This window comes from Photobacterium frigidiphilum (assembly GCF_003025615.1).
GTDB lineage: Bacteria > Pseudomonadota > Gammaproteobacteria > Enterobacterales > Vibrionaceae > Photobacterium > Photobacterium frigidiphilum.
The window spans coordinates 168,630-188,556 of record NZ_PYMJ01000002.1 but is presented as its reverse complement, the minus strand read 5'-3'; the positions used below and the strand labels follow the sequence as shown (position 1 = coordinate 188,556).

Genomic DNA, 19,927 nt, shown 5'->3' with positions numbered 1-19,927 from the left:
AACACAAACAAAAATAGATTAATTAGTATAAAAAACACATAAAAAAACCCGGCATATAGCCGGGTTGAAAAAATCCAGGTAAAAGCATTAGCAGCCAGAGATAGACACTTCCTTAAAAAGAAAATATCATTCGTGCTAGCTAATGTTGCGTCTGTTTATTTAAGGCACTGGCTATGTAGCCACTCGAAAGATGTCTCCGCTAAAAGCCGTCTCTTTGAATGGTTCCGTTTCTACTGTAAAAATAGAAACGGTTAGCCAGTGTCTACCCCGGAAAACTGCCTTCAGAAATAAGAGCCTATAACATTACGTATAGCCCCCTTACTTCCAAAATCACATGATTAACCTTCGTATTTTTTGATCACTAACGTCGCGTTAGTGCCACCAAAACCGAAGCTATTTGACATTACTGTCGTTAGTTCAGTTTCGCGGGTTTCTGTTACAATATCCAAACCTTCAGCTGCAGGGTCTAGATTATCGATGTTAATGCTTGGCGCAACGAAGTTATTATTCAGCATTAGCGTCGAATAAATTGCTTCGTGAACACCAGCAGCACCCAACGCGTGACCTGTCATCGCTTTGGTTGCCGAAATTGCAGGGCTATTTTTACCGAACAACTCTTGAATTGCACCCAACTCTTTCACGTCACCAACCGGCGTTGATGTACCGTGAGTGTTGATGTAATCAATAGGCGCATCAAGATCTTTCATTGCCATCGTCATACAGCGAACGGCACCTTCACCCGATGGCGCTACCATATCGTAGCCATCAGACGTTGCGCCATAACCTACCACTTCACCGTAGATTTTCGCACCGCGAGCAAGTGCATGCTCTAACTCTTCAATCACAACCATGCCGCCGCCGCCTGAGATAACAAAACCGTCACGGTCTGCATCATAGGTACGAGACGCTTTTGAAGGGTCATCGTTGTATTTGGTTGATAAAGCGCCCATTGCGTCAAACATCATGGTTAACGACCAATCAAGCTCTTCACCACCACCAGCAAAAACAACATCTTGCTTACCCAGTTGAATAAGCTCTACCGCGTGACCAATACAGTGTGCAGATGTTGCACATGCAGAACTCATTGTGTAGTTCACGCCACGGATTTTAAACGGTGTCGCTAAGCAAGCTGAAACAGTTGAAGACATAGTACGAGGTACCATGTAAGGGCCAACACGCTTCACACCTTTGTTACGAATAATATCTACTGCTGCCACCTGATTATAAGATGACGCACCACCAGAACCCGCTACAAGGCCAGTTCGGTCATTAGAAACTTGATCGTCAGATAAACCTGAATCTTCAATTGCTTGTTCCATCGACAAATACGCAAATGCTGCTGCATCGCCCATGAAACGCATTTTTTTACGATCGATGTGTTCAGCCGGATTCATTTTCAAATCGCCCCAAACATTACTACGCAGTTTATTTTCTGCGAATTGCTCAGAGAAGTTAATTCCTGACTTACCACTTTTAAGAGATGCCAACACCTCTTTTACGTCGTTACCAATGCTGGATACAATACCCATGCCTGTAATTACGGCTCGTTTCATGATGAATTCCTACTGTCATTTAACGTTGACGATAATAACGGGTTTATTCACAGAAAGTGGTCAGCTTTCCCCTCAATCGGGTACAATCGCCGATAATTTCGTTATTAACGTTCATTTTTAACGGTATACCCTCTCTGATTTTTCACTAATTATCAACTAACAGATGAAAATTTAGATGAAACTCAGAAACATATCGTAAATAAATAAGTAACCGAGGCTTTCCCCTTGTCTGACAAGCACATTGAACAAACTGTTCTTAATTCTAATGATAATCGTATATCACCATCCCATCTGTGCGATATATTTCTACCACAAAATGGATTACAAGAACGTTGGAAAGCCTTTACGCGCCGTCGCTTCGTGATTGCTGAAACAGGCTTTGGTACCAGCCTTAGCTTTCTTTCTGCTTGCCAACAATTTACGCAATTTCGTCAAGCAAACCCTACCGCGACAGTGAAAGAGCTGCACTTCATCAGCTTTGAGCAACACCCTCTTACGAAAAGTGAGCTTATTAAAGCCACTGAAGCCAAGCCTGAATTCGCCCATTTTTCCCAACAGCTTCAGGCTCATTATCCACCAGATATTTCAGATTGCCATCGCATTGTGCTTGATGATGGTTTAATTACCCTCGATTTATGGTTTGGTGATATAACGGATTCTATGCCTCAAGTATGGACTAATGATGACGGTATTGTAGATGCTTGGTTTACTGACTTCAGTCAAATAGAAGCAGCAGATATGCATCAAGTCGCTGAGAGCATTGCAATATTAGCTCGAAAAAACAGTACGATTCATACCATAACGTCTCATCAGGGCAACCAGCAAGACGTACTTAAACAAAACCTGACTGAAGCAGGTTTTGAGATGGCAGAAAGCCATAATCATCGCAATAGCATTAGCCCTACACACCGTTTACTTGTAGGCAGCGTGAAAACACGTCAATACCAAGCTAACTCAAAGCCATGGTTTACACGTACCTCTGCGACTAATGCAAACGACGTGGCAATTATAGGGGGCGGTGTTGCTTCTGCGACAACAGCACTCGCATTAATTCGACGGGGGGTGAATGTCACACTGTATTGTGCCGATTCTTTACCTGCTGAAGGTGCATCTGGGAACCGACAAGGCGCTGTTTACCCACTGCTCAATGGATCGAATGATTGCTTAACCCGATTCTTTGGTCCTGCATTTTTCTATGCCCGTCAATTTGTTGAACAAGCCGCAATGAATAGCACCTTTTCACACGATTGGTGCGGCGTTACACAGCTGGCATGGGATGAAAAATCAACCAGCAAAATTAATAAAATGCTGTCAGGTAACTTCCCTCAAGAGCTGGTGCACGCATTAGATATAGAACAAACAAAACAGAAAACGGCAATAACATCGAATTTTTCGAGTGTTTACTACCCATTCGGTGGCTGGTTATGCCCGCAAGAACTGACCCGAGCCTTAATAAAACAAGCTCAAGACACAGGGCGGCTTACGTTAAAATCAGATGTAGATATTTGTGGTTTGGAATCGACTAATGAACAATGGCAATTAACCGATTCAACGGGTAATCAATTTACTCATAACACAGTAATTATTGCGAATGGTCATCGCTTTTCTGAGTTTGAACAAGCTAAACAGATCCCCGCTTACTCTGTGCGCGGGCAAGTCAGCCACATCCCCACTGACGATACATTATCAACGTTAAAAACAGTACTGTGTTATGACGGGTATTTAACACCGCAAAATATAACCACAAAAACACATTGTATTGGTGCGAGTTACCGTCGTAACAGCGCTGACTTAGCCTTTTGTGAAACAGAACACCAAGACAATAAGCAACGTTTAGTGCATTGTATCCCAGATGTTGAATGGCCTAAAAACGTTGATATCTCTGCCAATCAGTCTCGTGCAGGTGTGCGCTGTGCCAGTCGTGACCACTTACCTTTTGTCGGGAATATTTGTCGATATGAAGCGTTAATTGAGCAGTATAAAGATCTAAGAGATAACCAAGCGACTGCCGAAACAGTGCCTATCTATGCGAATTTGTATTCCATCGTAGGATTAGGCTCTCGTGGGTTAAGCTCAGCCCCTCTACTGGGCGAGCTACTGGCATCACAAATTTGTGGCGATCCATTACCACTGCCTCATACCGTGCTCAATGCCCTACACCCAGGGCGGATGTGGGTACGTCGATTAGTACGAGGAAAACAACTAGGCAGTAAAAGCTAGAGGGTTAGCCGTTAGCCTCCAATATATATAAAGCAACTGGCATATGAGGCAGTTGGCATATAAAAGCAACTAGCGTATATAAAAAGCACATTGCGTCGAATACTATAACACCTTAATTTACAGCCGCGGTTACTGGTGGTGCCGGATCATCTCCACCGCCAGAATCAGAGACTGCAACACCAATAACAATAGCCGCCACCCCGACAGCCACCACGGTTGCCGTTATACCACCCGCAGATGCAGCAAATGCTGTATCAATACCAGCGGCTGTACCTTTAGAAGCTGCGGCTTCGGTTGTTGTATTCGCGGCATTCGCAGTAGACTTTGTCACCACTTCATCGGCGGCATTCACAGAAAAAGTGAATATACAGCTTAACAAAAGAATTATTGAACACGCTTTCATCATTAAATCCCTATCAGTAACGACGAACATAGTTCGAAATTAATTACTGATATAATTATAGATGAGATAAAATAAACTGGTTTTTAATTGCACTTTTTTATCATTTTTAAGAAAATCCAGTCACTATTTTAGCTTGTGGTTTTATTTGTTGAAGTAATTCTGCGAAGGCTAACTGAGCCTGTTTATCACCATGCACAACATGAATTTTTTGGGGCCCTTGTTTAATCCCCCCCACAAATTTTAATAAGTCAGCCTGATCAGCATGAGCAGAGTAACCAGACATCGTATGTATTTGGGCTTTCACGTTTATAACCGTATTATTAATTGTAATCACACGCTTGCCACTATAGAGATCACGCCCTAACGTGCCCTTTGCTTGATAACCGATCATAATGACATCGGTTCTTTTATCTGGCAGTAACGCTTCAAGATAATTAACAATCCGCCCACCAGAACACATACCACTGGCTGCCACTACTATCGCAGCTTCACCCGAAATTTTAAGCCTGTTTACTAACGCCTGATGATCACTATGCAGCTCAATCGTAATACATTGAGAAAAAGACAACGGGTGACGCCCTTGTTGTTTTCGTTCTTTCGCTTCTTTTGTCCATAGCATTTTAAAATTTCGGTATTGCGCTGTAATTTCCCCGGCTAAAGGCGAATCGAGTATGACCGGAATTTCTTGCCAATTCACAGCCTCATTTTTGACGTTAGACGCCGCAATAATATTTTCAATATCAAACAATAGCTCTTGTGTACGACCAACACTAAAAGCAGGTATCAGTATTACCCCACCATCGATTAACGAACGCTCGATAATTTCCTTAAGCTGCGCTTCTCGCCTTTCAATACCATGATGAGTCTTGTCACCATAAGTACTTTCAATGATTAATGTATCAACGGTTTGAGGCGAAATAGGATCCACTAAGAGTGGTGTATTACACGGCCCGAGATCTCCTGAAAATACCACTATTTCGCCAGTTGAAAGCATTATTTCAATATACGCTGAACCTAGAATATGACCTGCAGGTCGAAATCGAATTTTAACCAATTCGCCAGATGGTAAAATAATTTGAGCCCAACAATCATAAGGAATCGCTTTTAAACGTGATTTTACTAATAGCGTAAATTGATCGCATTGCTGCTGATTAAATCCCAGTTGAATTTTCAGCCCATCAGCAAGCATTAATGGTAATAAAGCTGCTGTTGCCTCAGACGCATAAATTTGCCCTTTAAATCCAGCCGCTAATAACCAAGGAATACGCCCAACATGATCAATGTGGCTATGGGTTAAAAGCAATGCGTGAATATGTTCGATAGGAAAATCGATATCTAACGCATCTTTAGATTCATCACCTTGAAACATACCGCAATCGATGAGTAACCCATGCTGTCCCAGTTTAATTTCATGACATGAGCCAGTAACACCCACCTTAGCACCGTGATGTAAAATCTCCACTGCCATCCCCTAATGAACTTGAGAAGTTCTGGATGATGCCAAAGCTGATACGTGGAAAGTAAATAGAAGAAAAATTGCTCGAGTCACATCACGAAAATAACTTTAAAAATAAAGTGTTAATCAATATTAAACACAAAATCGCCCCTAATACACCATAAAATAATTATAGGAATATATGAATATTTTGCTCTTTACTTTGACATACCTGTAATACTGACACTAAGCTCAATATAATGATTGGTCAGTAAATACTGATAAAATAAAATTAAAACAAACGTATCAGAACACATATAACTAGCTGATATTAAAGCATTAGTCAATATACCGACTGATAACATGATTAATAAGGTCTTGATTCATGATATTTATTGAGTTGATTATTATTTTCTTATTATCGTTTATTTTGATTTTCACGCTAAGGCGTATTGCTAAAAATGTTGGCCTAGTTGATAAACCATCATTAAGAAAATCACACAGTGGATTCATCCCTCTGGTGGGTGGTATTTCTATTTTCCTAACCCTATCAATGGTTTTATTTTTGCATCCAGCACTCATCATAAAATATAATGTATTTTTATTCTGCTCATCAACATTAGTTTTAACTGGCATTATTGATGATAAAAATAATGTACAGGTAAACATACGCTTAGCTATTCAAATACTAGTATCAATAGTAGCAATACAATTTGGAAATATAAGCATACATAACTTAGGTGCTATATTTAGCCCAAAAGAATTAACGCTAGCACCACTACTAAGCAATATAGTCACTATATTGGCAATAGTAGGAGCAATGAATGCATTTAATATGATTGACGGTATCGATGGACTACTTGGCGGGGTGACCATTGTTATATTTTCGGCTTTAGGCTATTTATTCTGGCTTAACAATAACGTTGAACTCTATTATTTTTGTTCCATTGTGATTATTGCCGTAATACCTTACCTTATCTTAAATCTTGAATTCATTTTTGGTAAGAATTTAAAGGTTTTTATGGGGGATGCTGGCAGCCTTTTTATTGGCTTTACCGTTGTTTGGCTGCTATTAAATGGCACTCAACTCAATAGTTCTCCATCATTTAAACCTGTAACGGCTTTATGGTTAATCGCATTCCCATTAATGGATATGGCAACGATTATAGTAAACCGTATACAAAATGGTAGATCACCCTTTCAACCAGATAAACAACATCTTCATCATAAACTTCAGGTATTAGGGGTACCTAATCGACTCATATTATTCATTCTATGTGGTTTTTCTGCAATTTTTGCATACATTGGTATTTGGAGTGAAATCAATGATATCACTGAAGTAGTAATGTTGTTTAGTTTTTCAAGCTTGTTTGTGGTGTATTTTATTTTAGTGTCGCATCTTTCGGTATTTTTTGCTCATCTACATTCATTCAGCACATCGCCTACAAAATGAATAATTCAGTATACCCAAGTCACCTCAAGATGCAAAAAGTGCCCAATAAAGGCACTTTTTCGACTTTCTGTAGGTTGTGGTCTATTTCTAGCTATCGAGTCATTAACTTAATGCGTTATAGATTCGTTACACCATCACTGCTAGACGGTTCAGATCTCGTTGGCTCTCTACCTTTAAAAATACGGTGTACCAGTGTCGTAATACGCCATATATGACTAATCACAAAAAAGTACACAGCAAAAATGCAGAGAAAGCTAATGAACATAATCGACTCCGACACTAGTGTCATATCAGCCCAGATACCCACACCGGCCATAATAGAAGCCATTAAACAAATAATAAATAATGCCATATGATTCGACATGCCTAAACGCTGGCATATATGGTGTAGGTGCTCTCTGTCAGGCTTGAACGGTGAGTGCCCTTTTCGAATACGACGTACCATAATGGTTGCCATATCCATTAAGGGAATCGCGATCATCCACAATGCAGTAACAGGTCGGATAGGTGTAACATTAGGCCCCTGAGTCGCTTCTATCAGTAACCAAATTACCGTAAAGCCAATGAATATGCTGCCAGCATCCCCCATAAAAACTTTAAAGCGGCGTCCTAAAGGAAACCCCATATTAAGTAAAATATAGGGCATCATTGCGGTCACTATTAAACCACAAAAAATCGCTAAATCAGTATTACCGTTAATTAAAAATACGAAGCCTAAAGCGCCAAAGGTAACCGATGCTAATCCACCGAGTAACCCATCAATACCATCAACCATATTAAACGCATTGATTGCACCAATAATCCCTAAAACAGTAATAACAACACTCGATGCTACCGATAATTCAATGACATCACTTCCCATCAAGTACCCAAGGCTATGAAGGCTTTTATTACCAACACCAATCATAACTAGCGATATAATTGTTTGAATAATTAACCTAGCTTTAAAGCTGATGTCATAACGATCATCGATCACCCCCGTTACCACCAAAATTGTGGCACAACTTATAAAGAGTGGTGACACAACCTTAAGTTGAGGGAACAGAAAAGATGTCACGATCAATGTCAGGAATATTGAAACGCCACCAACCAAAGGAATGACACCTTGGTGATGTTTTCGGGCGTTTGGCTTATCGACCAATCCAACCGCTTTGGCTAATTTTCGACAGATAAAAAGCATGCAAAACGATGTTATAAAAACAAAGAAAAATGCGGATGTCATCACAATGACCTTATAAATTTTAAATTTGCCCAAACGCATCCAAACGCTTTGGCATATAGAAAGCAAATAGCATTACTCTTAACCAGCCCCAGAGAGGCTAACCAAGAATAATGTTATTTACTCACCACACAAAAAAATATGCAACAAAACACACATAAGTATAATCTAGCTACACTGTATTACAAAAACATGACACAATAAATAGGCAGTACAAAAAAGAGCAATATCAGACGCTTCCCCTTAAACGAAAAAAGCGGCGCCTTCTCTCGAAGACACCGCTTTTCAATGATTCATTGCTCGTTAAGCTGCCTTTACTTGATCAGCAATATGTTGTGCCCACTTTTGAGCATCGGATTCCGCTTCAACCATCACACGTATTAACGGTTCGGTCCCCGATTTACGTAATAAAATACGACCTGTTGGTGTCTCTGTACCCACTTCTAACGCCGTTTCTGCTTCACGTAATGCTGCTTGCACCGCTTCAGAGCTTAATGGATCGGTGTCACCACTGAATCGAACATTCACCAATACCTGCGGCATCATTGGCATCTCAGCCACCAAGGTATCCAACGTTTTACCACTGCTCATGATCACTGCGAGCACTTGTAGTGCCGCAACAATGGCATCACCAGTAGTCACTTGCTGACGGCAAATAACATGACCGGAATTCTCACCACCAAACCACCACTGTCTTTCCAGCAGTTGTTCCATGACATAACGATCGCCGACATTCGCGCGTACAAAAGGAATACCCAGTTTCGATAGTGCCACTTCTAGGCCCATGTTCGACATCAAGGTGCCCACCACGCCGCCTTTAAGTTCACCTTTGATCAAGGCTTGTTTAGCCAGTACAAACAATAGCTGATCGCCATCAATTACATTACCTTGGCTATCCACCATCATAATGCGATCGCTATCACCATCAAGGGCGATGCCTAAGTCTGCGCCTTTTTCAACGACCCTCGACTGTAATAAACCCAACGATGTCGCACCACAGTTATCATTGATGTTCAGGCCGTTCGGCTGATTACCAATCACGTGAATATCAGCACCTAGTTCACTAAAGACAGCTGGCGCAATGTGGTATGCCGCGCCATGCGCACAATCGACAACCAGTTTTAACCCTGCTAACGAAAGCTCTGATGGGAATGTCCCTTTACAAAATTCAATGTAGCGACCTGCGGCATCATCCATGCGCATGGCTTTACCTAATAGATCAGAGCTCACACACGTCATCGGCTTATCAAGTTCTGCTTCAATCGCTAACTCAATCTCATCCGGTAACTTTTCGCCCGAAGCAGAAAAAAACTTAATGCCATTATCATAATACGGATTATGCGATGCACTGATCACAATGCCCGCTTCTGCACGGAATGTTTTGGTTAAATACGCCACTGCTGGCGTGGGTAATGGCCCAGTTAACACCGCATTAATCCCTGCCGCTGATAGACCAGCTTCTAATGCAGATTCCAACATGTAACCTGAAATACGGGTATCTTTACCTATGATGACTTTCTTTGTACCTAAACGTGATAAAACACGCCCTGCAGCCCAGCCAAGCTTTAGTGCAAAATCAGGTGTGATTGGGTAATCACCCACTTTGCCGCGAACACCATCTGTGCCAAAATATTTTCTAGTCATAATTATTATCTATTCTTCATGTGGAATGTTAATTGCCGTCTGACGTTATTTCTTAATTGGTCTTTGCCAATGTTGAATCGTTCGAGCAGGAATACGGGTGATCACTAGAAACAAAAAGAGCGATAACCCTATGCGGTTCATCGCTCTTTCATCACCCATTTCACACTCTGTGATTATTTACCCGCTTCACTCTCATCAAGGTTAAGCTGGATAGGGCCTGTTTTGCCAAACAGTTTGTGTACCCAAGTGGTGACTTTCCAGATGTGGCTAATCACCCAAAAATACACTGCAAATACTGCCAAGAAACTACCAAACATCACGGTTTCATTAATTTGACTCATATCAGACCAAATACCAATGCCGGCCATTATCGATGCACAAAGGCAAATTACAAACAATGACATGTGGGATGACAGACCAATACGCTGACAAATATGGTGCAGGTGCTCGCGATCCGGTTTAAACGGCGATTGCCCTTTACGGATACGACGTACCATAATAGTGGCCATGTCCATTAACGGTAAAGCGATGACCCACAATGCCGTCACAGGACGGATCGGCGTCGAATTCACCCCTTGGGTGGCTTCAATCAACAACCAAATAACGGTAAAGCCAATAAAGATACTACCCGCATCGCCCATGAAGACTTTAAAGCGGCGACCCAATGGAAAACCGAGGTTCAATAAAATATACGGGATCATGGCGGTCACCAGTAATCCGCAGACCATCGCCAATTCGGTATTACCGTCGATAAGGAATAAATAGCCTAACGCACCAAAGGTGACCGAGGCTAAACCACCCAGTAGGCCATCGATACCATCCACCATGTTGAACGCATTGATGGCTCCAATGACAGCAAAAATAGTGATCATGGCACTGGCAATGGGTGACAACTCAATCGCCTCACTGCCCATGAAGTAACCCAAGCTGTGCAAGCTCTTGTCACCAATGAGTATCATGGCGAGCGAGACCCCCGCCTGGATCACCAGACGGACTTTAAAGCTGATGTCATAACGGTCGTCAATCACACCCACTACCACTAAAATCGTGGCACAGACTAAAAACAACACGAGAGCTGGACTTAATTCGGTAAAGGCCAAAAAGGTCAGGGCGAGCGTAAAGAAGATAGAGACCCCGCCCACTAACGGCACCACCCCTTGGTGATGCTTACGGGCATTGGGTTTATCCACTAACCCTACGCCCTTGGCGACTTTTCGAAATGCAAACAAGCTGCAAAACGATGTTATAAAAACAAAGATAAATGCATTAATCATAATACTGAACTTACTAAAAAGGGAAATGGGTAGAAAGGTTGCTATAACTAGAAACTAGAAACTAGAAACTAGAAACTAGAAACGCATTATTGATTGAACAATGGTATTTAGCTGACCAGTTTTAAGATGTCATCTTCTTTCATTAATGTTTGTAGGTACTGTTTAAAGTCATCACCTAATGACTCATGACGCATACCGTATTCTACGAAGGCTTTCAGGTAACCGAGCTTATCACCACAATCGTGCGATGTACCCGTCATGTGAAACGCTTCCACGGTTTCATCGGCCATTAGCATATCAATCGCGTCAGTCAGCTGAATTTCATCACCCGCACCTGGGGGGGTCATCGCAAGCTTATCCCAAATATTGACAGATAAGACATAACGCCCTACCACCGCCAAATTCGACGGGGCATCTTCCATCGCCGGCTTTTCAACCATCGCCGTCATTGGGTGAGACTCACCACCTTTTAGAGCGGCACCGTTACAATCGACCACACCGTACTTTGACACATCGTGCATCGGTACCGGCTCCACCATAATTTGGCTGGCTTGGGTGCTTTCATAGCGTGCTAACATCGCCGCCAAGTTTTCACGTGATTGATCCGCGGTATATTCATCCAAGATCACATCCGGTAATACCACCACGAACGGCGCATCACCAATTAAGGGCTTCGCACACAATACCGCATGCCCTAGCCCTTTCGCATGGCCTTGGCGTACATGCATGATGGTCACATCTTTCGGGCAAATTGATTGCACCGCATCAAGCAATTGGCGCTTCACGCGTTTTTCCAGGGTGGCTTCCAATTCATACGAGGTATCAAAGTGGTTCTCGATCGCATTTTTCGATGAGTGTGTGACTAATACGATCTCTTTGATCCCCGCCGCCACACATTCATTGACAATGTATTGGATCAGCGGTTTATCAACGATGGGCAGCATTTCTTTTGGAATGGCTTTGGTTGCGGGTAGCATACGCGTGCCAAGTCCTGCCACAGGGATCACGGCTTTGGTAATTTTGTTCATTAAAAATCCTTAAGAAAAATAACAACCCTGTCGCTCTCTATCAGTTAGAGGCATATCAGCATGCTGTTTTAATAGCGGTGACCACTGCCGGTAAGCGGCCACTTATCGGTAGTGTATAATATTGAGTGTTGTCATTGTTAAGACAATCAAACTGTCTCAGAGGTGGCTCAGGAGAAAAACGTCTTGTAGCGAAAGAGCAGGATAACAAGGGGTTACCCACTCATCAATATCGTCGCCAATAGGTTCAACTATTGGTACTAACACTCAATGACTTAGTCATTACCAAATAAATCACGGGTGTACACTTTGTCTACCACATCCGCCAACTCTTCAGCCATGCGGTTTGAGACAATCACATCACACGATGATTTAAACTGCTCTAAATCGGTTAACACTAATAAATAAAAAAATCTGTTTATTTTCGTACTACAAAAATCACGACTTCAGTATGTACGCTAACAGTATAGAGCTCTACAGACTCGTTTACCCTGTATCAGCAAGTGCAATTTTCATTACTGACGAAGTAATATAAGAATTTCTTCTGTCTTTTCTTTCATCAAAGGAATATTTTTGCGTGATTCAACATTTAAGCGAACTACTGGCTCAGTATTCGATGAACGTAAATTAAAACGCCAATCTGCAAACTCTAAACTCACGCCATCAGTCTCATCAACGCTTAGTGCATCAGATTCATAAGCAAAACGAACACGACTAATCGCAGCTAGAGGATCTGTTAATTTAGAATTGATTTCGCCTGATGATGGATAGGCTTCTATACGCGCTTTCACCGTATCCGATAACTTCATGTTTTTAACACACAGTAGCTCTGCCACCAATAACCAGGGGATCATACCACTGTCACAATATGCAAAATCGCGAAAGTAATGGTGAGCACTCATTTCACCGCCGTACACCGCATCTTCTTTACGCATCCGCTCTTTAATAAAAGCGTGACCCGTTTTAGACATGATAGGCTCACCACCTGCAGCAGTGACAACATCAATGGTATTCCAACTCAAACGCGGATCATGAATAATTTTAGCGCCAGAATTTTTTTGCAAAAAGGCTTCTGCTAATAAGCCCACGATATAATACCCTTCGATGAACTGTCCGTTTTCATCAAATAAGAAACAGCGGTCAAAATCACCATCCCAAGCAATACCCATGTCGGCCTGGTGTTCAATCACTGCATTCGCGGTATCAGCACGGCAATCAGGCAGTAATGGATTGGGAATACCGTTCGGAAAGTTGCCGTCAGCCTGATGATGCACCTTGATAAATTCCACTGAAATATCTAATGTCTTAAAACGGCGCTCTAGCTCATCAATCACATGACCCGCCGCCCCGTTACCCGAATTCACCACCAGTTTCATCGGCTTGATATTCGAAGGGGTAATATAGGTCATCAAATGATCGACATAAGGCATGAGATTCGATTGTTGGGTTAACGAACCCCGTAGAGTGACAGGGTTAAAGTCATTCGCTTCTGCTAATCGCTGAATACCACGTAACCCAGTGTCGCCACTGATAGGCTTGGCATCTTCACGTACTAATTTCATGCCGTTATAATCCATCGGATTATGACTGGCTGTGACTTCAACACCGCCATCAACACCCAGGTATTTGGTGGCGAAATAGATTTCTTCCGTTCCTGTCATGCCGATGTCGATAACATCCACCCCAGCATCGAGCAAACCCTCAGACAAGGCTGTCTTCAGGGCTTCAGAGGTGAGACGGACATCCCCCCCCACCACAACGGTCTTAGGGGTCGAATGCTCACCAAACGCACGACCGATTCGATAAGCAATGTCTTCATTTAATTCATGGCCTAACTGCCCACGAATATCATAGGCTTTGAAACAAGTTAAATTATTCATATTTTATGACTTAATAATAAATTGAGGTATTTTAGATAAGTTTTTAATCAAGATAGCTTGAGGCCAGAATAATTGATTATTTTTAAGCGCCTTAATATCTTCTTTTGTTTTAATTATTATATTTCTCAAGTCTCGATTACTTGCACCACCAACTCTCATTTTCATGACTACTTTTGGCACATACGACATCGAAACATTATTTGCCCATAAATACCGTAATAAAGAATCATAATCAGCTGCAATTTTAAAACTAAGATCAAAGCTGCCAAAATTTTCATATAACTCCCTCTTCATATAAAATGTCGGATGAGGGGGCATCCAACCATTTTTTAATTTAGAACGAGTATATTGACCACTTTTCCATAACCGTATAACTTTGTTAGTGTCATCCTGAGCCACATACTCAAGATCGCCATAAACAGCTTGGCATTTATCAGTATCAAATTGAGCAACAATATCTTTAATCGCATCAGGGTATGCAAACAAATCGTCAGAATGCAAAAACCCAACCACATCACCAGTAGCAGTTGCGATACCTTTATTTAAGGCGTCATAAATACCTTTATCAGACTCGCTAATAATTGTAGTTACACGAGAAGATATATTATTAATCACTTTTAATGTATTATCTTTCGAAGCCCCATCAATAATAATATATTCAATATCGCTATAAGATTGAGATTCTAAAGATAGTAAAGTATCTCTAATAGTTTTAGCACTATTATAAGTAGCCGTAATAATACTGACTTTCATTAATACCCAACCCCATAGTCTTCAACGCGAACAACGTCATCTTCTTCTAGGTAAGAGCCTGAACGGACCTCGATTAACTCTAGCGGTACTTTCCCTGGATTTTCAATCGAATGTGCGACACCAATCGGGATATAGGTGGATTCATTTTCACCCACCAAAAAGGTCTTATCCCCATTACGTACTTTCGCCGTTCCAGATACCACCACCCAATGCTCGGCGCGGTGATAATGCATTTGGGTCGCCGTTTTCTCACCCGGCTTCACCGTCAAACGTTTTACATGAAAACGCTCACCATCGGCGATGGCATCATGCGAGCCCCAAGGGCGGTAAACCTCACGGTGCTGCAGGTATTCCGGACGGTCAGCTTTTTTAAGCTGATTGACTATCCCTTTCACATCCTGCACTTTGTCTTTATGCGCAATCAAGACTGCATCTTTGGTTTCCACTACCACCAAGTTGTCCACCCCAACGGTGGCCACCAATTTGCTCTGCGAATAAATATAGCTGTTGGTGGTATTCTCCATTAAGACATCACCCTGGGTCGCATTGCCCTGAGTATCTTTTGCATTCACTTCCCACAGCGCAGACCAAGAGCCCACATCACTCCAGTTCACGTCCATCGGCACAACCACCGCATCCTGGGTTTTTTCCATGACTGCATAGTCCACCGAGTCATCCGGGCAAGCGGAAAAGGCCGCTTCATCTAAACGGATGAAGTCCAAATCACCACGGGCACCCATCATCGCTTGTTGACACGCGGTCAAGATATCGGGACGATAGGCTTCAAGCTCTTGCAGGTAACGGGATGCTTTGAATAAAAACATTCCACTGTTCCAATAATACTCGCCACTGTCTAAGTACTGCTGGGCTGTCTCTGTATCTGGTTTTTCAACAAACGCATCCACGGTGTACGCCACACCAGAAACCGCCTGTCCTTGTCGGATATACCCGTACCCGGTTTCAGGCGCATGAGGCACAATACCAAAGGTGACTAGCTTGCCAGCCTCAGCTTGCGGAACCGCTGAATTCACCGCATCGACAAACGCCGTTTGATTTAAAATAACATGGTCTGCTGCCAGTACCAATAACAAGGGGTCATCATCATTCGCCGTAGCATGCAAGGCAGCCAAGGCTATCGCTGGGGCAGTATTACGCCCGACCGGCTCTAACACGATGCCACTGTGTGATAATTGCCGCTGGCGTAGCTGCTCAGCCACAATGAAGCGGTGCTCTTCATTACAGATGAAGAAAGGCGCCTGATGAGAGAGCCCCTCCAAGCGTGCCACTGTTTCTTGCAGCATCGTGGTATTGTTCGTCAGAGAGAGAAACTGCTTGGGGTATAACGTACGCGATAACGGCCATAAACGACTCCCTGAGCCGCCAGCCATAATGACAGGTAATAACATAATTTACTGATTTCCGTTCATAAAGTACCACTTGGTGTGCACGTGCACCTCATCGGATGCCAATAACTCTGACACCTCAAACCAACGGTAGTGATGATGTTGCTCTTGGGGCAAGCTATCAAGGTCAATATCGACCTGCAGGCGATAGCCCAACACAACATAATGGGTAGAAAAGTCGACACCGGAAAAGTTATCTGAATAAAAGTGTTCAAACGGCCCGATAAACTGGGCGTCTTGAATCGTCCGCGCAAGCCCCAGCTCCTCTGAGACTAACCGAGAAAAAGCCATAGCCATCGATTCATCTTTGCAAATACGCCCACCGGGGACAAACCAGTCCCCTTTGGCAGGACGGTTGAGGCGCTGACCGAGCAGCACCTGACCTTGCGTATTGCAAACAACTAAATCAATGGATATCAACGGTGTGTTAGCAACGACCGTTTTAAATAACGCCAGCTCTAAACGCTGTGTCATACTGCATCCTATCCTTAGTTAGCGTTTACGTTTATGCGCGAAAGTTCGCCTGATTGGCCAAGAACCATTGATAGGTTGTGGCTAAACCTTGCTCAAGTTCAATCTGGTAGCGCCAGCCTAAATCCGCCAAGCGGCTCACGTTCATCAGCTTGCGGGGTGCACCATCCGGCTTCGTGCTATCAAACACAACATCCCCAGTGAAACCCACCACTTTCGCCATGGTTTCAGCCATTTCGCGAATCGTACAATCCACACCCGTGCCCACATTGATGTGAGACAGCATCGGCTGAGTATTGTCCTGGTAGGTCTGTGCGTCTAGCTCCATCACATGGATAGAGGCGGCTGCCATATCATCCACATACAAGAACTCGCGCATCGGGGTACCGGTCCCCCATACCACCACTTCTTTATCGTTATTCAGCTTCGCTTCGTGGAAGCGACGCATCAATGCAGGGATAACGTGAGAATTGTCCGGGTGGAAATTATCGTTCATGCCATATAAGTTAGTCGGCATCACACTGCGGTAATTACGACCGTATTGACGGTTGTACGATTCACACAGCTTGATACCCGCAATCTTGGCAATCGCGTACGGCTCGTTGGTCGCTTCCAACATGCCTGTCAACAATGCCGTTTCAGTCATTGGCTGCTCAGCCAATTTCGGGTAAATGCACGAAGAGCCTAAAAAGAGCAGATTTTGCACATTATTCTGATGCGCAGCTTGCACAATGTTGCATTCCATCATCAGGTTGTCGAAAATGAACTCAGCAGGATAAGTGTTGTTAGCATGAATACCCCCCACTTTCGCCGCCGCCAAATACACTTCATCGATACGTTCAGTCGCAAAAAACTCACTCACCGCCTGTTGGCTGGTCAAGTCTAATTCTGCGCGATTACGCGTAACAAGTTCAATGTCATCACGGGCAGATAACTGACGCACAATGGCGGAGCCCACCATTCCTCGATGTCCCGCCACAAAAACACGTTTTTTATTCACTGACATAGTGTTTAGTTTTCCAAAGAGATAGACACATCAAAACCGTGGGCTTTCAATAACGCGTGTTGCTTTGATTTCGCGACATCCGACTGCACCATTTCAACGCACATTTCTTCAACGGTAATTTCAGGTACCCAACCAAGTTTTGCTTTGGCTTTACTTGGGTCACCCAATAGCGTTTCAACTTCTGCAGGACGGAAGAACTTAGGATTAACACGGACAATCACATCACCGATAGCCACGTCTGAGACCTTCTCGCAATCAATCCCTATTACTGTCGCGATTTCATCAACACCTTCGCCAGTAAACGCTAGCTCGATACCCGCCTCTTTGGCTGACATACGAACAAATTCACGCACTGAGATTTGCTTACCGGTGGCAATAACGAAATCATCCGCCACGTCTTGTTGCAACATCATCCATTGCATACGCACGTAATCTTTCGCATGGCCCCAATCACGCAACGCATCCATGTTACCCAGCTCTAAGCACGACTCTAAGCCCAGAGAGATATTCGCAAGAGTGCGGGTGATTTTACGGGTCACGAAGGTTTCGCCACGGCGTGGGGATTCGTGGTTAAACAAAATACCATTACACGCGTACATGCCGTACGACTCACGGTAGTTAACTGTGATCCAATACGCATACATTTTCGCAACAGCATACGGTGAACGCGGGTAGAAAGGCGTGGTTTCACGCTGAGGCGTTTCTTGCACTTCACCGTATAACTCTGATGTAGAGGCTTGATAAAAACGGGTCTTTTTCTCTAAACCATTAATACGAATCGCTTCCAATAAACGAATGGTTCCCATCGCATCAACATCAGCAGCATATTCAGGGGACTCAAATGACACAGCAACATGCGACATAGCCCCTAAATTATAAACTTCATCAGGTTCAATTTGCTTAACTAAACGAATCAGGTTAGATGAATCAGTTAAATCACCGTAGTGGAGGTGGATATTCTTATCATTATTACAAATTTCATCAACACGTTGAGTGTTAAACGAAGATGCTCTACGGATCAAACCATGAACCTCATAACCTTTTTCTAATAATAATTCAGCCAAGTAGGAACCATCTTGACCAGTAATACCTGTAATTAGCGCAGTTTTCATATAATAAACCGAATAAAATGTTATGTAGAAGATAAAATCACATCTAAGGAGTTAATATAAGCATCAATAGAAAACTCAATACTTGCATATTCTCTATTGTAACTTGAAACATTCAATATTTTATTAACATCGTTAAAATACCCCTCTAAAGATACTGATAGTGCTTGAATATCTTTCTTTTTTATTAAAGAGCCATTCTTCTTACTTATCAATTCTGGAAGATAGTTATGCTCTGTTGTAATAATAACACACCCATTAGCCATCCCTTCAATTATAGATATTGGCTGTGCCTCTGTTGGATAATAAGTAGGTAATACAAAAAAATGACTACAACTAAGCACCATTGCTTTTTCTTCCCTAAAAAGAGTTCCTTCGTATGAAATGTAATCATATTTATTACAGGAGCCCCTAACGTAACTAGATAACTCGTTATAACCTAGATCGGCTCCAACTATTGATAAAGAAACGTCATGATTTTTTTCTGTTCTTAGTAAAACAATAGCTTCAATTAGTTCAACCAAGCCTTTTTCTGGAATAAGGTTTGAAAGAAAAATAACTTTAAAAGATTTATTTCTTAGGTTTTCTAAACGATTACTCTCTACACCAACGCTTTCCTTTTCGTAAAAATTAGGAACGGTGTAGATCTTCATTTGTGGATACTTCGAATACTGTTCCATCATCCCTTTAGTTAAAACGATACTTGATGAAACCTTTCCATACGTAAAATCAATGATTTTTTGATAGCGCTCACAGCAGCTTTCACGAAAATCAATAAAGTCAGCACCATGCAAATGATTAATGACTTTGCATTTCCTACTAAATAAAATAATCAATATAAAATCACGAATAAATCCTACTTTTGTTCTAGATGATGTAAAATAAACAACATCGTAACGAAAAAAAACAAACTTATAAAGTAATGAACACATGAAAATAAATGGACTTAAATACTTGTTGCCCCCACTATTATATAAAACATCAATATCTTGAGATGAATTATTAACATAAGCATTAAAAGCATATGATTGACCTGTCAAAGGCTTGCTCTTCGGGCCTACGCACAAAATCTTAGCCAT

The 19,927-nt window shown here is 42.4% G+C and carries 16 protein-coding genes and 1 pseudogene; 2 read left to right on the top strand and 15 right to left on the bottom strand.

The window, feature by feature from the left end; genetic code table 11:
* Positions 1 to 338: 338 nt before the first annotated feature.
* Entirely contained in the window at positions 339 to 1,553 is a 1,215-nt protein-coding gene (gene fabB / locus C9J12_RS03015) for a beta-ketoacyl-ACP synthase I (protein WP_107241352.1), read from the bottom strand.
* A gap of 225 nt (positions 1,554 to 1,778) precedes the next feature.
* On the opposite strand from fabB, the gene mnmC reads away from it, so the two are divergent.
* The gene (mnmC, locus tag C9J12_RS03010) at positions 1,779 to 3,773 is read left to right on the top strand and encodes a bifunctional tRNA (5-methylaminomethyl-2-thiouridine)(34)-methyltransferase MnmD/FAD-dependent 5-carboxymethylaminomethyl-2-thiouridine(34) oxidoreductase MnmC (protein ID WP_107241351.1); all 1,995 of its coding nucleotides are present in this window, start codon (positions 1,779 to 1,781) and stop codon (positions 3,771 to 3,773) included.
* Positions 3,774 to 3,885: 112 nt separating this feature from the next.
* Here mnmC and C9J12_RS03005 read toward each other — a convergent pair whose 3' ends face one another.
* Both C9J12_RS03005 and C9J12_RS03000 read right to left on the bottom strand, forming a co-directional pair.
* A complete protein-coding gene (locus C9J12_RS03005) occupies positions 3,886 to 4,179 on the bottom strand; it encodes a hypothetical protein (protein WP_322348855.1) in 294 nt (97 codons plus the stop codon).
* A gap of 103 nt (positions 4,180 to 4,282) precedes the next feature.
* Positions 4,283 to 5,644 (bottom strand): MBL fold metallo-hydrolase RNA specificity domain-containing protein, encoded by a 1,362-nt coding sequence (locus C9J12_RS03000; protein ID WP_193944636.1) that lies wholly within the window; start codon positions 5,642 to 5,644, stop codon positions 4,283 to 4,285.
* A gap of 352 nt (positions 5,645 to 5,996) precedes the next feature.
* Between C9J12_RS03000 and wecA (C9J12_RS02995) the strand changes: the two genes are divergently transcribed.
* A complete protein-coding gene (wecA, locus tag C9J12_RS02995; RefSeq protein WP_107241348.1) occupies positions 5,997 to 7,064 on the top strand; it encodes a UDP-N-acetylglucosamine--undecaprenyl-phosphate N-acetylglucosaminephosphotransferase in 1,068 nt (355 codons plus the stop codon).
* 115 nt (positions 7,065 to 7,179) lie between these two features.
* Here wecA (C9J12_RS02995) and wecA (C9J12_RS02990) read toward each other — a convergent pair whose 3' ends face one another.
* The 12 genes and pseudogenes from wecA (C9J12_RS02990) to C9J12_RS02935 all read right to left on the bottom strand — a co-directional run bounded on the left by wecA (C9J12_RS02990) (position 7,180) and on the right by C9J12_RS02935 (position 19,927).
* A complete protein-coding gene (wecA, locus tag C9J12_RS02990) occupies positions 7,180 to 8,286 on the bottom strand; it encodes a UDP-N-acetylglucosamine--undecaprenyl-phosphate N-acetylglucosaminephosphotransferase (protein ID WP_107241472.1) in 1,107 nt (368 codons plus the stop codon).
* A 300-nt stretch (positions 8,287 to 8,586) separates the two neighbouring features.
* Positions 8,587 to 9,927, bottom strand: coding sequence for a phosphoglucosamine mutase (gene glmM, locus C9J12_RS02985; RefSeq protein WP_107241347.1), 1,341 nt, complete (start codon positions 9,925 to 9,927; stop codon positions 8,587 to 8,589).
* Between the two features lie 173 nt (positions 9,928 to 10,100).
* Entirely contained in the window at positions 10,101 to 11,201 is a 1,101-nt protein-coding gene (wecA, locus tag C9J12_RS02980) for a UDP-N-acetylglucosamine--undecaprenyl-phosphate N-acetylglucosaminephosphotransferase (protein ID WP_107241346.1), read from the bottom strand.
* A 107-nt stretch (positions 11,202 to 11,308) separates the two neighbouring features.
* Positions 11,309 to 12,229 carry a UTP--glucose-1-phosphate uridylyltransferase GalU gene (gene galU / locus C9J12_RS02975; RefSeq protein WP_107241345.1) on the bottom strand — a complete coding sequence of 307 codons (921 nt, stop codon included), beginning with the start codon at positions 12,227 to 12,229 and terminating at the stop codon, positions 11,309 to 11,311.
* Positions 12,230 to 12,501: 272 nt separating this feature from the next.
* Positions 12,502 to 12,639: pseudogene (locus C9J12_RS02970) on the bottom strand (UDP-glucose 6-dehydrogenase); the annotation flags it as partial.
* 102 nt (positions 12,640 to 12,741) lie between these two features.
* Entirely contained in the window at positions 12,742 to 14,106 is a 1,365-nt protein-coding gene (gene cpsG, locus C9J12_RS02965; protein WP_107241344.1) for a phosphomannomutase CpsG, read from the bottom strand.
* Positions 14,107 to 14,109: 3 nt separating this feature from the next.
* Positions 14,110 to 14,859, bottom strand: a complete 750-nt coding sequence (locus tag C9J12_RS02960; protein WP_107241343.1) for a glycosyltransferase family 2 protein — start codon at positions 14,857 to 14,859, stop codon at positions 14,110 to 14,112.
* The gene (locus C9J12_RS02955) at positions 14,859 to 16,265 is read right to left on the bottom strand and encodes a mannose-1-phosphate guanylyltransferase/mannose-6-phosphate isomerase (protein ID WP_107241342.1); all 1,407 of its coding nucleotides are present in this window, start codon (positions 16,263 to 16,265) and stop codon (positions 14,859 to 14,861) included. The genes C9J12_RS02960 and C9J12_RS02955 overlap by 1 nt, the downstream gene beginning before the upstream one ends.
* A 3-nt stretch (positions 16,266 to 16,268) precedes the next feature.
* Positions 16,269 to 16,736 (bottom strand): GDP-mannose mannosyl hydrolase, encoded by a 468-nt coding sequence (locus C9J12_RS02950; protein ID WP_107241341.1) that lies wholly within the window; start codon positions 16,734 to 16,736, stop codon positions 16,269 to 16,271.
* A 31-nt stretch (positions 16,737 to 16,767) separates the two neighbouring features.
* Positions 16,768 to 17,739 (bottom strand): GDP-L-fucose synthase, encoded by a 972-nt coding sequence (gene fcl / locus C9J12_RS02945; RefSeq protein WP_322348854.1) that lies wholly within the window; start codon positions 17,737 to 17,739, stop codon positions 16,768 to 16,770.
* Positions 17,740 to 17,744: 5 nt separating this feature from the next.
* Positions 17,745 to 18,851, bottom strand: coding sequence for a GDP-mannose 4,6-dehydratase (gene gmd, locus C9J12_RS02940; RefSeq protein WP_107241340.1), 1,107 nt, complete (start codon positions 18,849 to 18,851; stop codon positions 17,745 to 17,747).
* A 20-nt stretch (positions 18,852 to 18,871) separates the two neighbouring features.
* Positions 18,872 to 19,927 carry a glycosyltransferase family 4 protein gene (locus C9J12_RS02935; RefSeq protein ID WP_107241339.1) on the bottom strand — a complete coding sequence of 352 codons (1,056 nt, stop codon included), beginning with the start codon at positions 19,925 to 19,927 and terminating at the stop codon, positions 18,872 to 18,874.